The 14,722-nt window shown below is 52.5% G+C and carries 10 protein-coding genes and 1 pseudogene; 2 read left to right on the top strand and 9 right to left on the bottom strand.

Translation table 11 applies throughout. From position 1 onward, the window contains the following. On the top strand, positions 1-771 hold the full coding sequence (gene thiG, locus ACJHYO_RS23440; protein ID WP_000944049.1) for a thiazole synthase: 771 nt from the start codon (positions 1-3) through the stop codon (positions 769-771). Then, positions 768-1,901 (top strand): 2-iminoacetate synthase ThiH, encoded by a 1,134-nt coding sequence (gene thiH, locus ACJHYO_RS23435; protein ID WP_000847438.1) that lies wholly within the window; start codon positions 768-770, stop codon positions 1,899-1,901. Before thiG ends, thiH begins: the two co-directional genes overlap by 4 nt. Before the next feature lie 241 nt (positions 1,902-2,142). Here the strand turns inward: thiH and rpoC are convergent, their stop codons facing one another. From rpoC to tuf, 9 genes and pseudogenes are all read right to left on the bottom strand, one after another. Further along, the gene (rpoC, locus tag ACJHYO_RS23430) at positions 2,143-6,366 is read right to left on the bottom strand and encodes a DNA-directed RNA polymerase subunit beta' (protein ID WP_000653944.1); all 4,224 of its coding nucleotides are present in this window, start codon (positions 6,364-6,366) and stop codon (positions 2,143-2,145) included. Positions 6,367-6,442: 76 nt separating this feature from the next. Continuing rightward, complete coding sequence (gene rpoB / locus ACJHYO_RS23425; RefSeq protein WP_000263098.1) at positions 6,443-10,471, bottom strand: DNA-directed RNA polymerase subunit beta; 4,029 nt, start codon at positions 10,469-10,471, stop codon at positions 6,443-6,445. Between the two features lie 319 nt (positions 10,472-10,790). Then, positions 10,791-11,156, bottom strand: coding sequence for a 50S ribosomal protein L7/L12 (gene rplL / locus ACJHYO_RS23420; RefSeq protein WP_000028878.1), 366 nt, complete (start codon positions 11,154-11,156; stop codon positions 10,791-10,793). Between the two features lie 66 nt (positions 11,157-11,222). Further along, positions 11,223-11,720, bottom strand: coding sequence for a 50S ribosomal protein L10 (rplJ, locus tag ACJHYO_RS23415; RefSeq protein WP_001207201.1), 498 nt, complete (start codon positions 11,718-11,720; stop codon positions 11,223-11,225). 291 nt (positions 11,721-12,011) lie between these two features. Then, a complete protein-coding gene (gene rplA, locus ACJHYO_RS23410) occupies positions 12,012-12,716 on the bottom strand; it encodes a 50S ribosomal protein L1 (RefSeq protein ID WP_001096684.1) in 705 nt (234 codons plus the stop codon). A gap of 3 nt (positions 12,717-12,719) precedes the next feature. Continuing rightward, positions 12,720-13,148 (bottom strand): 50S ribosomal protein L11, encoded by a 429-nt coding sequence (gene rplK, locus ACJHYO_RS23405; protein WP_001085926.1) that lies wholly within the window; start codon positions 13,146-13,148, stop codon positions 12,720-12,722. A gap of 158 nt (positions 13,149-13,306) precedes the next feature. Continuing rightward, complete coding sequence (nusG, locus tag ACJHYO_RS23400) at positions 13,307-13,852, bottom strand: transcription termination/antitermination protein NusG (RefSeq protein WP_001287521.1); 546 nt, start codon at positions 13,850-13,852, stop codon at positions 13,307-13,309. A 1-nt stretch (position 13,853) separates the two neighbouring features. Continuing rightward, on the bottom strand, positions 13,854-14,237 hold the full coding sequence (gene secE / locus ACJHYO_RS23395; RefSeq protein WP_001275702.1) for a preprotein translocase subunit SecE: 384 nt from the start codon (positions 14,235-14,237) through the stop codon (positions 13,854-13,856). A gap of 229 nt (positions 14,238-14,466) precedes the next feature. Continuing rightward, positions 14,467-14,722 (bottom strand): annotated as a pseudogene (tuf, locus tag ACJHYO_RS23390) (elongation factor Tu); the annotation flags it as partial.

Raw genomic sequence — 14,722 nt, 5'->3', positions numbered from 1 at the left:
ATGTTACGTATTGCGGACAAAACGTTTGCTTCACATCTGTTTACTGGCACCGGAAAATTCGCCTCTTCACAACTGATGGTGGAGGCGATCCGCGCTTGCGGCAGCCAACTGGTGACGCTGGCGATGAAACGTGTCGACTTGCGCCAGCACAACGACGCTATCCTCGAACCGCTTATCGCGGCGGGTGTGACCCTGCTGCCGAATACTTCCGGGGCGAAAACCGCGGAAGAAGCCATTTTCGCCGCCCATCTGGCACGTGAAGCGTTAGGCACAAACTGGCTAAAATTGGAGATTCACCCTGACGCCCGCTGGCTGTTGCCCGATCCCATCGAAACCCTGAAAGCCGCCGAAACGCTGGTACAACAGGGATTTGTCGTGCTGCCTTACTGCGGGGCCGATCCGGTATTGTGTAAACGTCTGGAAGAAGTCGGCTGTGCAGCGGTGATGCCGCTCGGCGCGCCGATTGGCTCGAATCAGGGACTGGAAACCCGCGCCATGCTGGAGATTATTATCCAGCAGGCCACCGTTCCGGTGGTTGTCGATGCTGGCATCGGCGTTCCCAGCCATGCCGCGCAGGCGCTGGAAATGGGGGCCGACGCGGTGTTAGTGAATACGGCGATTGCCGTCGCGGACGATCCCGTCAACATGGCGAAGGCATTTCGTCTGGCGGTAGAATCAGGCCTGCTGGCACGTCAGTCCGGACCGGGCAGCCGCAGTCATTTTGCTCATGCCACCAGCCCGCTGACTGGATTTCTGGAGGCATCGGCATGAAAACCTTCAGCGATCGCTGGCGACAACTGGACTGGGATGACATCCGCCTGCGTATCAACGGCAAAACGGCTGCTGACGTAGAGCGGGCGCTAAATGCCTCGCAACTCACCCGCGACGACATGATGGCATTGCTATCACCCGCCGCCAGTGGCTATCTGGAACCACTGGCCCAGCGAGCGCAACGTCTGACTCGTCAGCGATTTGGCAACGTCGTCAGCTTCTACGTCCCGCTTTATCTTTCCAATCTTTGCGCTAACGACTGTACTTATTGCGGATTTTCTATGAGCAACCGCATCAAGCGCAAAACGCTGGATGAAGCGGATATTGCCAGGGAAAGCGCCGCTATACGGGAGATGGGCTTTGAACATCTGCTATTAGTCACTGGTGAACATCAGGCGAAAGTGGGGATGGATTACTTTCGTCGTCATCTCCCTGCCCTGCGTGAACAGTTCTCTTCACTACAGATGGAAGTGCAACCGCTGGCGGAGGCGGAATATGCCGAGTTAAAACAGCTTGGCCTCGATGGAGTAATGGTTTATCAGGAGACATATCATGAGGCGACTTATGCCCATCATCATCTGAAAGGTAAAAAACAGGACTTCTTCTGGCGGCTGGAAACGCCGGATCGGCTAGGGCGTGCGGGGATTGATAAGATAGGCCTCGGCGCGCTAATCGGCCTTTCCGACAGCTGGCGAGTTGACTGCTATATGGTTGCCGAACATTTGCTATGGCTGCAACAGCATTACTGGCAAAGCCGCTACTCTGTCTCCTTCCCACGCCTGCGTCCATGTACTGGCGGCATTGAGCCTGCGTCGATTATGGATGAACGCCAGTTAGTGCAAGCCATCTGCGCTTTCCGGCTGCTTGCACCGGAGATTGAACTGTCACTCTCCACGCGGGAATCACCGTGGTTTCGCGATCGCGTAATTCCGCTGGCAATTAATAACGTCAGCGCTTTTTCGAAAACGCAGCCAGGTGGCTATGCCGACAACCACCCCGAGCTGGAACAGTTCTCACCGCACGACGATCGCAGACCGGAAGCGGTTGCTGCCGCGTTAACCGCTCAGGGTTTGCAGCCGGTATGGAAAGACTGGGACAGCTATCTGGGACGCCCATCGCAAAGGCCATGAGACAGAATGTAAGAACGTAAATTTATTCCGAGCAGCTCCGGAAGATGAAAAACGCAAGGTTGTTGAAAGCGTTGTGTTTTTTTATGGTAGTCCCGTCAACAGGAATGTTGTCCAGGGCGAAAAGCTTCTTCCTCGTTTCGCCCTGCCTTTCTTAATATTTCCCGTGAAGACTTTGCCCTCTGAATAACACCCATAAAAAAACCCGCCGAAGCGGGTTTTTACGTTATTTGCGGATTAACGATTACTCGTTATCAGAACCGCCCAGACCTGCGTTCAGCAGTTCTGCCAGGCTGGCAGATGCGTCTTCTGCAGTCACCTGCGGTGCAGCCGGAGCTTCACCCGCAGCACGGCGACGCATACGATCCTGGTGGTACGCATAACCGGTACCTGCCGGGATCAGACGACCCACGATAACGTTCTCTTTCAGGCCGCGCAGTTCGTCGCGTTTGCCCGCAACGGCTGCTTCGGTCAGCACGCGAGTGGTCTCCTGGAACGATGCCGCGGAGATGAAGGACTCGGTTGCCAGAGACGCTTTGGTGATACCCAGCAGATCGCGGGAGTAAGTTGCACCCACTTTGCCGTTCGCTTCCAGTTCGCGGTTTGCGATCTTGACGCGAGAGTATTCAACCTGTTCACCTTCCAGGAAGTCGGAGCTGCCCGCGTTAACGATGGTAGCTTTACGCAGCATCTGACGAACGATAACTTCGATGTGTTTATCGTTAATCTTAACGCCCTGCAAACGGTATACGTCCTGTACTTCGTTAACGATGTAACGAGTCACAGCATGAACACCACGCAGACGCAGAATGTCGTGCGGCGCTTCCGGACCGTCGGAAATTACGTCACCACGTTCTACACGTTCACCTTCGAACACGTTGAGCTGACGCCATTTCGGAATCATCTCTTCGTACGGATCGCTACCGTCTACCGGGGTGATAACCAGACGACGTTTACCTTTGGTTTCTTTACCGAAGGAAACGATACCGCTGATTTCAGCCAGGATTGCCGGCTCTTTCGGACGACGTGCTTCGAACAGGTCCGCAACGCGCGGCAGACCACCGGTGATGTCCTTGGTACCGCCGGATTCCTGCGGAATACGCGCCAGGGTGTCACCAGAGCTGATCTGTACGCCATCTTCCAGCTGAACAATCGCTTTACCCGGCAGGAAGTACTGCGCAGGCATATCGGTACCCGGGATCAGAACGTCGTTACCCTGAGCATCAACGATTTTCAGTGCCGGACGCAGATCTTTACCACCTGCGGTACGTTCTGCGGAATCCAGAACCACCAGCGAAGACAGACCGGTCAATTCGTCGGTCTGACGAGTAATGGTCTGGCCGTCGATCATGTCAGTAAAGCGTACAAAACCGCTTACTTCGGTGATAACCGGCATGGTGTGCGGGTCCCAGTTTGCAACGGTTTCGCCGCCAGCAACCTGTTCGCCATCGCCTTTCGCCAGTACCGCACCGTAAGGTACTTTGTAGCTTTCTTTGGTACGACCGAATTCGTCGATCAGTTTCAGTTCGGTGTTACGGGAAGTGATAACCAGTTTACCGCTGGAGTTCACAACCGACTTCACGTTGCTGAGCTTGATGCTACCTTTGTTTTTCACCTGGATGCTGGATTCAGCAGCCGCACGAGATGCCGCACCACCGATGTGGAACGTACGCATGGTCAGCTGTGTACCCGGTTCACCGATGGACTGTGCCGCGATAACACCGATTGCTTCACCTTTGTTGATGATGTGGCCACGCGCCAGGTCACGACCGTAGCAGTGCGCACATACACCAAAGTCGGTGTCACAAGATACAACAGAACGTACTTTAACCGCGTCGACAGAGTTCTCTTCCAGCAGGTCACACCACTGTTCGTGCAGCAGCGTGTTGCGCGGAACGAGGATATCAGCAGTACCCGGCTTCAGAACGTCTTCAGCAGTTACACGACCCAGTACGCGATCGCGCAGCGGCTCTTTAACGTCACCACCTTCGATAACCGGAGTCATCATGATACCTTCATGGGTACCACAATCGTCTTCGGTAACCACCAGGTCCTGCGCCACGTCAACCAGACGACGAGTCAGGTAACCGGAGTTCGCCGTTTTCAGTGCGGTATCCGCCAGACCTTTACGAGCACCGTGGGTGGAGATGAAGTACTGGAGTACGTTCAGACCTTCACGGAAGTTCGCGGTGATTGGCGTTTCGATGATGGAGCCATCCGGCTTCGCCATCAGACCACGCATACCAGCAAGCTGACGAATCTGTGCCGCAGAACCACGCGCACCGGAGTCGGCCATCATGTAGATGCTGTTGAAGGAAACCTGCTTCTCTTCCTGACCGTCACGGTTAATAACGGTTTCAGTTTGCAGGTTATCCATCATCGCTTTGGATACACGATCGTTCGCCGCAGCCCAGATATCGATAACTTTGTTGTAGCGTTCGCCCGCAGTTACCAGACCAGACTGGAACTGCTCCTGAATTTCAGCAACTTCTGCTTCTGCCTCGGAGATGATTTCGTGTTTCTTCTCCGGGATGACCATGTCATCGATACCAACAGATGCACCAGAACGCGCTGCATATGCAAAGCCGGTATACATGATCTGGTCCGCAAAAATAACGGTCGGTTTCAGACCGAGAATGCGGTAGCAGGTGTTCAGCATTTTGGAGATTGCTTTTTTACCCAGCGCCTGGTTGACGATGGAGTAAGGCAGACCTTTCGGTACAATCATCCACAGAATGGCACGGCCAACAGTCGTGTCTTTCAGGCTGGTTTTCGCTACTAATTCACCGTTTGCATCTTTTTCATACTCGGTGATACGCACTTTAACGCGCGCATGCAGAGAAGCCAGACCAGAGCGATACAGACGTTCTGCTTCTTTCGGGCCAGTCAGCACCATGCCTTCGCCTTTGGCGTTAACACAGTCGCGGGTCATGTAGTACAGACCCAGTACAACGTCCTGAGACGGAACGATGATTGGTTCGCCGTTTGCCGGGGACAGGATGTTGTTGGTAGACATCATCAGCGCACGCGCTTCCAGCTGGGCTTCCAGCGTCAGCGGTACGTGAACAGCCATCTGGTCACCATCGAAGTCGGCGTTATATGCCGCACAAACCAGCGGGTGCAGCTGGATAGCTTTACCTTCGATCAGTACCGGTTCAAATGCCTGGATACCCAGACGGTGCAGAGTCGGTGCACGGTTCAGCAGTACCGGGTGTTCGCGGATAACTTCGTCCAGGATATCCCAAACGACAGCTTCTTCGCGCTCAACCATTTTCTTCGCAGCTTTGATGGTGGTAGCAAGACCACGCAGTTCCAGCTTGCCGTAGATGAACGGTTTGAACAGCTCCAGCGCCATTTTCTTCGGCAGACCGCACTGATGCAGACGCAGGTATGGACCTACGGTGATTACAGAACGACCGGAGTAGTCAACACGCTTACCGAGCAGGTTCTGACGGAAACGACCCTGTTTACCTTTGATCATGTCGGCCAAAGATTTCAGAGGACGCTTGTTAGAACCGGTGATTGCACGACCGCGACGACCGTTATCCAGCAGGGCGTCTACCGCTTCCTGCAGCATACGTTTTTCGTTACGTACGATGATATCCGGCGCAGCCAGATCCAGCAGACGTTTCAGACGGTTGTTACGGTTAATGACGCGACGATACAGATCGTTCAGGTCAGAAGTCGCGAAACGACCACCATCCAGCGGAACCAGCGGACGCAGATCTGGCGGCAGTACCGGCAGAACGGTCAGGATCATCCACTCTGGTTTGTTACCAGACTGAACGAACGCTTCCAGCAGTTTGATACGCTTGGTCAGCTTTTTACGCTTGGTTTCGGAGTTGGTTTCGTTCAGCTCTTCACGCAGCTGTTCGCACTCTTGCTCCAGATCCATGCTCTTCAGCAGGGCCTGGATTGCTTCCGCACCCATCTTCGCGTCGAATTCGTCACCGAACTCTTCCAGCGCGTCCAGATACTGCTCTTCAGTCAGGATCTGCTGACGCTCCAGGTTGGTCATACCACCTTCGATAACCACATAGGATTCGAAGTACAGTACACGTTCGATATCGCGCAGCGGCATATCGAGCAGCAGGCCGATACGGGACGGCAGCGATTTCAGGAACCAGATGTGCGCAGTCGGGGAAGCCAGTTCGATGTGGCCCATACGCTCACGGCGTACTTTAGTCTGGGTCACTTCAACGCCGCACTTCTCACAGATGACGCCACGGTGTTTCAGGCGCTTGTACTTACCGCACAGGCACTCGTAATCTTTTACCGGCCCAAAGATACGGGCGCAGAAAAGGCCGTCACGTTCTGGTTTGAACGTACGGTAGTTGATGGTTTCCGGCTTTTTAACTTCACCGAAAGACCATGAACGGATCATGTCTGGCGAAGCCAGAGCAATTTTGATCGCATCAAACTCTTCGGTTTTAGTCTGCGCTTTCAGAAACTTTAATAAATCTTTCACGGATTTGCTCCCGTCGGAGTTAGCACAATCCGCTGCCGGGTTTTACCCCGACAGCAGTGACCTGTTTGAGCGAGAATTACTCGTCTTCCAGTTCGATGTTGATACCCAGCGAACGAATCTCTTTCAACAATACGTTGAAGGATTCTGGCATGCCCGGCTCCATCTGATGGTTGCCGTCCACGATGTTTTTATACATCTTAGTACGGCCGTTCACGTCATCAGACTTAACGGTGAGCATTTCCTGCAGGGTGTATGCTGCGCCGTATGCTTCCAGCGCCCACACTTCCATCTCCCCGAAACGCTGACCACCGAACTGTGCCTTACCACCCAGCGGCTGCTGAGTAACCAGGCTGTAAGAACCGGTGGAACGCGCGTGCATCTTGTCGTCGACCAGGTGGTTCAGTTTCAGCATGTACATGTAACCAACGGTTACCGGACGCTCGAACTGTTCACCAGTGCGACCGTCGTACAGGCGGATCTGACCAGAAGTCGGCAGGTCGCCAAGTTTCAGCAGCTCTTTAATTTCTGCTTCTTTCGCACCGTCGAAGACCGGCGTTGCGATTGGCATACCTTTGCGCAGGTTTTCAGCCAGACGCATAACTTCTTCATCGCTGAAGGTACTCAGGTCAACTTTCTGACGAACGTCAGCGCCCAGATCGTACGCACGCTGGATGAATTCGCGCAGTTTCGCGACTTCTTGCTGCTGTTTCAGCATGGCGTTGATCTTGTCGCCGATACCTTTCGCAGCCATACCCAGGTGAGTTTCGAGGATCTGACCAATGTTCATACGAGACGGTACGCCCAGCGGGTTCAGTACGATGTCTACCGGAGTACCGTTTTCATCGTAAGGCATATCTTCGATCGGGTTGATCTTAGAAATTACACCCTTGTTACCATGACGGCCTGCCATCTTGTCACCAGGCTGGATACGGCGTTTAACCGCCAGATATACCTTAACAATCTTCAGCACGCCCGGTGCCAGATCGTCGCCCTGGGTGATTTTGCGGCGTTTCGCTTCGAGTTTCTTCTCGAACTCGTGTTTCAGTTCGTCATACTGCTCAGCCAGCTGTTCCAGCTGATTTTGTTTCTCTTCGTCGGTCAGGCCCAGCTCCAGCCAGCGATCGCGCGGCAGTTTGTCGAGCTTCTCAGCTTCAACGCCACCGGCTACCAGCACAGCACGGATACGGCTGAACAGACCTGCTTCGAGGATCTGCAGTTCTTCAGACAGGTCTTTCTTCGCCTGTTTGAGCTGCATTTCTTCGATTTCCAGCGCACGTTTGTCTTTTTCTACGCCATCGCGAGTAAAGACCTGAACATCGATAACCGTACCGGATACACCATTTGGTACGCGCAGAGAAGAGTCTTTAACGTCAGACGCTTTCTCACCGAAGATCGCACGCAGCAGTTTCTCTTCTGGGGTCAGCTGAGTTTCACCTTTCGGCGTTACCTTACCAACCAGAATGTCGCCACCGGTCACTTCCGCACCAATGTAAACGATACCGGATTCATCCAGTTTGGAGAGCGCAGCTTCACCCACGTTCGGGATGTCAGCGGTGATCTCTTCCGGCCCCAGCTTGGTATCACGGGACACACACGCCAGTTCCTGAATATGGATGGTGGTGAAACGGTCTTCCTGAACAACACGCTCGGATACGAGGATGGAGTCTTCGAAGTTGTAACCATTCCACGGCATGAACGCTACGCGCATGTTCTGACCAAGCGCCAGTTCACCGAGATCGGTGGACGGACCGTCTGCCAGCACGTCGCCGCGTTCTACCGGTTCACCCAGAGACACACACGGCATCTGGTTGATACAGGTGTTCTGGTTAGAACGGGTGTACTTGGTCAGGTTGTAGATGTCGATACCTGCTTCACCCGGATACATCTCGTCTTCGTTAACTTTGATAACGATACGGGAAGCATCCACGTACTGAACGACACCACCACGTTTAGCAACCGCAGTTACACCGGAGTCAACGGCAACAGCACGTTCCATACCCGTACCAACCAGCGGCTTATCAGCACGCAGAGTCGGAACGGCCTGACGTTGCATGTTCGCACCCATCAATGCACGGTTGGCGTCATCGTGTTCCAGGAACGGGATCAGGGACGCACCGACGGATACCACCTGCTGGGTGGATACGTCCATGTAGTCAACCTGGTCGCGGCTGAACAAGCTGGATTCGCCTTTGCTACGGCAAGTTACCAGGTCTTCTACGAAGTGGCCTTCTTCATCCAGGTTGGAGTTCGCCTGGGCGATAACGTAGTTGCCTTCTTCGATAGCAGACAGATAGTGAATTTCGTCAGTTACAACACCGTCGGTCACTTTACGATACGGAGTCTCAAGGAAGCCGTATTCGTTAGTCTGTGCGTACACGGACAGGGAGTTGATCAGACCGATGTTCGGACCTTCAGGGGTTTCGATTGGACATACGCGACCGTAGTGAGTCGGGTGTACGTCTCGAACTTCGAAGCCTGCACGTTCACGGGTCAGACCGCCTGGGCCGAGTGCCGAGATACGACGTTTGTGCGTAATCTCAGACAGCGGGTTGTTCTGGTCCATAAACTGAGACAGCTGGCTGGAACCGAAGAACTCTTTCACTGCTGCGGAAATCGGCTTGGCGTTGATCATATCCTGAGGCATCAGGGTATCCAGATCGCCCAGAGACAGACGCTCTTTCACCGCACGCTCTACACGTACCAGGCCAACGCGGAACTGGTTTTCCGCCATTTCGCCAACAGAACGGATACGACGGTTGCCGAGGTGGTCGATATCATCAACTTCGCCTTTACCGTTACGGATATCGATGAGCTTTTTCATAACATCAATGATGTCGTCTTTGCTCAGGATACCGGAACCTTCGATTTCTTCGCGCAGCAGAGAACGGTTGAACTTCATACGACCAACCGCAGACAAGTCATAGCGGTCTTCGGAGAAGAACAGGTTCTCGAACAGGCTTTCAGCAGCTTCACGAGTCGGCGGCTCGCCAGGGCGCATCATACGGTAGATTTCTACCAGTGCGCTCAGACGGTCGTTAGTTGGGTCGACACGTAAGGTTTCAGAGATATATGGGCCGTGATCCAGATCGTTGGTGAACAGCGTTTCGATACGCTTATGACCAGACTGGCTCAGCTTAGCCAGCAGATCCAGGCTCAGCTCCATGTTCGCTGCGCAGATCAGCTCGCCGGTAGACTCATCAATGTAGTCTTTAGCAACCACTTTACCTGCGATGTACTCAACCGGAACTTCGATCAGCTTGACGTCGTCTTTTTCCAGCTGGCGAATATGGCGCGCAGTAATGCGGCGGCCTTTTTCTACGTACACTTTACCGTTAGCTTCGATGTCAAAAGATGCGGTTTCACCACGCAGGCGTTCCGGCACCAGTTCCATCTGCAACTTGTTATCACGGATTTCAAAGATAACTTTTTCAAAGAACAGGTCGAGGATCTGCTCTGTGGTGTAGTTCAGGGCACGCAGAATGATTGTCGCAGGTAGTTTACGGCGACGGTCGATACGTACGAACAGGTTGTCCTTCGGATCGAATTCGAAGTCCAGCCAGGAACCACGGTAAGGGATGATGCGCGCGTTATACAGCACCTTACCCGAAGAGTGGGTTTTACCTTTGTCGGAGTCAAAAAAGACCCCCGGACTACGGTGCAGCTGGGAAACGATAACACGCTCAGTACCGTTGATAACAAAGGTACCGTTGTCCGTCATGAGCGGAATTTCGCCCATGTAGACTTCTTGTTCTTTAATGTCTTTTACGGTGCCTTCCGGCGCTTCGCGCTCATAGATCACCAGACGCAGTTTAACGCGCAGCGGTGCGGAATAGGTCACGCCACGGATTTGACATTCCTGGACGTCAAACACCGGTTCGCCAAGGCGGTAGCTGACGTATTGCAGCTCGGAATTACCGCTGTAGCTCTGAATCGGGAATACGGAACGGAAAGCAGCTTCCAGACCATACTGCCCTTCAGGATCTTGCTCGATAAATTTCTGAAACGAGTCAAGCTGGATAGAAAGGAGATAAGGTACATCCAGAACTTGTGGACGTTTACCAAAATCCTTACGAATACGTTTTTTCTCGGTATAGGAGTAAACCATAGGGTTCCTCAGCTCGCTGACAAGTCGACCCATCTGTCCATTGAGCGGACAGTTTGTGCAACACTATTTTGTTGACCGGAAAATGGAACACTTTCCGCAATGCCTGTTGCTATCACGCTTAAACCATTTCATTGCGATTTACACAGAACGGGCGTCCTGTCGCAGTATATTAAGTCGTCGATAGAAACAAGCATTGAAAGGCACAGCAGTAGTCAAACAGTGTGAAACGCTACTGGCGCCTTACAGCGCAAAAAGGCTGGTGACTAAAAAGTCACCAGCCATCAGCCTGATTTCTCAGGCTGCAACCGGAAGGGTTGGCTTATTTAACTTCAACTTCAGCGCCAGCTTCTTCCAGAGCTTTTTTCAGTGCTTCTGCGTCGTCTTTGCTCACGCCTTCTTTCAGAGCAGCCGGTGCAGATTCAACCAGGTCTTTAGCTTCTTTCAGACCCAGGCCAGTTGCGCCACGTACTGCTTTGATAACAGCAACTTTGTTAGCGCCAGCAGCTTTCAGAATTACGTCGAATTCAGTTTTTTCTTCAGCAGCTTCAACCGGGCCAGCAGCTACAGCTACAGCAGCAGCAGCGGAAACACCGAATTTTTCTTCCATTGCAGAGATCAGTTCTACAACGTCCATTACAGACATAGCTGCAACTGCTTCAATGATTTGATCTTTAGTGATAGACATTTAAATTGTTCCTGAATATCAGAATAAGTTTATACGTAAGCGAATGCGTTAAAAAGATAACTGCGATTAAGCAGCTTCTTTCGCATCGCGTACAGCAGCCAGAGTACGAACCAGTTTGCCAGCCGAAGCTTCTTTCATGGTTGCCATCAGGCGTGCAATTGCTTCTTCGTAGGTCGGCAGAGTTGCCAGGCGGTCGATCTGAGACGCCGGGATCAGCTCACCTTCAAAGGCAGCGGCTTTGACCTCAAATTTTGCATTCGCTTTCGCGAACTCTTTGAACAGACGAGCAGCAGCGCCCGGGTGTTCCATAGAGTATGCAATCAGGGTCGGACCAACAAACGCATCTTTCAGGCACTCGAACGGAGTACCTTCAACAGCACGGCGCAGCAGGGTGTTACGAACAACACGCATGTATACGCCAGCTTCGCGACCTGCTTTACGCAGTTCAGTCATTTTATCTACAGTTACGCCACGGGAATCCGCAACTACTGCAGACAGCGCGCCTTTGGCTACTTCGCTGACTTCAGCAACAATCGCTTGTTTGTCTTGAAGATTTAAAGCCATTAGCTTTGCTCCTGGATGTTTGCCAGAGAAAATCTCTGGAACTCACTTCACTCCTCCAAACGGAGAGAGCGTCTTAATTACGGTGAGCAGAAACAAGCCAGAATATAAAAGAATAATCTTAGCGTTCTGTCACCGTCTACGCAGGGGATTAAGTTTCTTGCGAAACTCCTGCGGTCTTCGACGGAGGCCTGGATAGGCCAGGCTCCAACGAACAAATCTTTTTAGCTGCTAACTTTCGTTAGCATACGTGGGGGTAAGATTGTAGACAAAATCACCGCCCACGTAAAGGCATTAGTTTACAGAAGCGCTCAGGCCAGCCTGGTCAACTGCAACACCTGCACCCATGGTGGTAGAGATGCTAACTTTCTTGATGTACACGCCTTTCGCCTGAGTCGGTTTTGCTTTTTTCAGCGCAACCAGCAGAGCTTCCAGGTTTTCTTTCAGTTTGTCAGCGTCAAAGTCCACTTTACCGATGGTGGTGTGGATGATGCCGTTTTTGTCGTTACGGTAACGAACCTGGCCAGCTTTAGCGTTTTTAACCGCTTCAGCAACGTTCGGCGTTACAGTACCCACTTTCGGGTTTGGCATCAGGCCGCGCGGACCCAGAACCTGGCCCAGCTGGCCAACAACGCGCATTGCATCCGGAGAAGCAATAACAACGTCAAAGTTCATTTCGCCTTTCTTGATCTGGTCAGCCAGATCTTCCATACCTACCAGTTCAGCACCTGCAGCTTTAGCAGCTTCAGCGTTTGCACCCTGGGTAAATACGGCTACGCGAACGGAACGGCCAGTACCGTGCGGCAGTACAGTTGCACCACGTACGTTCTGGTCAGATTTACGAGCGTCGATGCCGAGGTTAACAGCTACGTCCACGCTTTCTACGAATTTAGCAGTCGCCAGTTCTTTCAGCAGAGCGATAGCTTCGTTGATGTCGTACTGTTTGGTTGCATCAACTTTCTCGCGGATAACACGCATGCGCTTGGTCAGTTTAGCCATTTCTTAGTCCTCCACTACCAGGCCCATGGAACGTGCAGTACCTTCGATGGAGCGAGTCATCGCTTCAATGTCGGCACCAGTCATGTCGGCAGCTTTGGTCTGCGCGATTTCCTGCAGCTGAGCGCGGGAAATTTTACCCACTTTGTCTTTGTTCGGCTTACCGGAACCAGACTTGATACCAGCCGCTTTTTTCAGCAGAACTGCTGCCGGCGGAGTCTTGGTAACGAAAGTGAAAGAACGGTCAGCGTAAACAGTGATTACTACCGGAATCGGCAGACCTTTTTCGATGGAATCAGTTTTTGCGTTGAACGCTTTGCAGAATTCCATGATGTTTACGCCCTGCTGACCCAGAGCCGGACCTACTGGCGGACTCGGGTTAGCCATACCAGCTGCAACCTGCAGCTTGACATAGGCTTGTACTTTCTTAGCCATTATAAATTCCTCAAGTTGGGTAATAACGCCTCTGAGAGGCTCCCCGTGATATAAAAAATCGTTTTACGGGCAAGGCCCATAAAAACAAAAGGCGCGAAATTGTATTCCAATCTCGCGCCTTGTGCAACGATTAAATCGCCGCTTTTTTGATCGCTGGGTTAAGCTTTTTCAACCTGGCTGAAGTCCAGCTCTACAGGGGTCGCACGACCGAAGATAGAAACAGACACTTTCAGACGAGATTTCTCGTAATCAACTTCTTCAACAACGCCGTTGAAGTCAGCGAACGGACCATCATTAACACGGACCATTTCACCCGGTTCAAACAACGTTTTCGGACGCGGCTTATCACCAACCTGCTGCAGGCGGTTCATAATCGCATCGACTTCTTTATCGCTGATTGGCGCAGGACGATCGGAAGTACCGCCGATGAAGCCCATCACACGCGGTACGCTGCGCACCAGGTGCCAGCTCGCGTCGTTCATCACCATCTGAACGAGGACGTAGCCAGGGAAGAATTTACGTTCGCTTTTGCGACGCTGACCGCCACGGATTTCAACCACTTCTTCGGTTGGTACCATGACTTCACCAAACAACTCTTCCATGTTGTGTAATTTGATATGCTCACGCAGCGACGTTGCTACGCGGCCTTCAAAACCGGAAAACGCCTGAACGACGTACCAGCGCTTTTTAGGAGCTTCAGACATCTCAGAACCTCAGGCCAGTGATAAAGGATACCAGGCGAACCAGAATACCATCCAGTCCCCACAGGATCAGTGACATTACTGCGGTAACCGCAGCCACAATCAGCGTGGTGTGCAATGTTTCCTGGCGAGTCGGCCAAATGACCTTACGGACTTCGGTACGCGCTTCACGGGCAAAAGCAACGGTTGCTTTACCTTTTGTCGTTAACAGCGCGACACCACCCGCTGCAGCAATCAGAATTACTACGGCCAGCGCACGCAGCGGCAGCATAATGTCGCGATAAAGGTAGTTGCCGACAATCGCTACCAGGAGCAATGCCACCACAACGACCCACTTCATCGCTTCCAGGCCGCGCCCGCTTCCTTGAGCTTCGGTATTCGCACTCATAAACCAACCTGTCAGAAGTATTCTACAAACATTTTCACCCCGCGATCGCGAGGCAAACCAAATCGAAACGCGTATTAGCTTTTCGGATTATACGCCCTCAACAGAGCCTGTCTCAGCAATGATTATGACAAAGAAAATCACTGATGAGCCAGGTTCTGGTACGAAAGCGTGCAAAAAGGGCATCAAATGATGCCCTTTTAGTGCGCATTGCGTCAAATGTTATCGGCAATTAGCTCAGAACTTTTGCTACAACGCCCGCGCCAACGGTACGGCCGCCTTCACGGATTGCGAAACGCAGACCGTCGTCCATCGCGATCGGGTGGATCAGGGTAACAACCATTTTGATGTTGTCGCCCGGCATTACCATCTCTACACCTTCCGGCAGTTCGATGGTACCAGTCACGTCAGTAGTACGGAAGTAGAACTGCGGACGGTAGCCTTTGAAGAACGGAGTATGACGACCGCCTTCATCTTTGGACAGAATG

The sequence above is a fragment of the Escherichia sp. WS1118 genome (assembly GCF_046487695.1).
Taxonomy (GTDB): Bacteria; Pseudomonadota; Gammaproteobacteria; order Enterobacterales; family Enterobacteriaceae; genus Escherichia; species Escherichia coli.
Note: the sequence above shows the minus strand (reverse complement) of the source record. Positions and strands in the feature narration are given on the sequence as shown.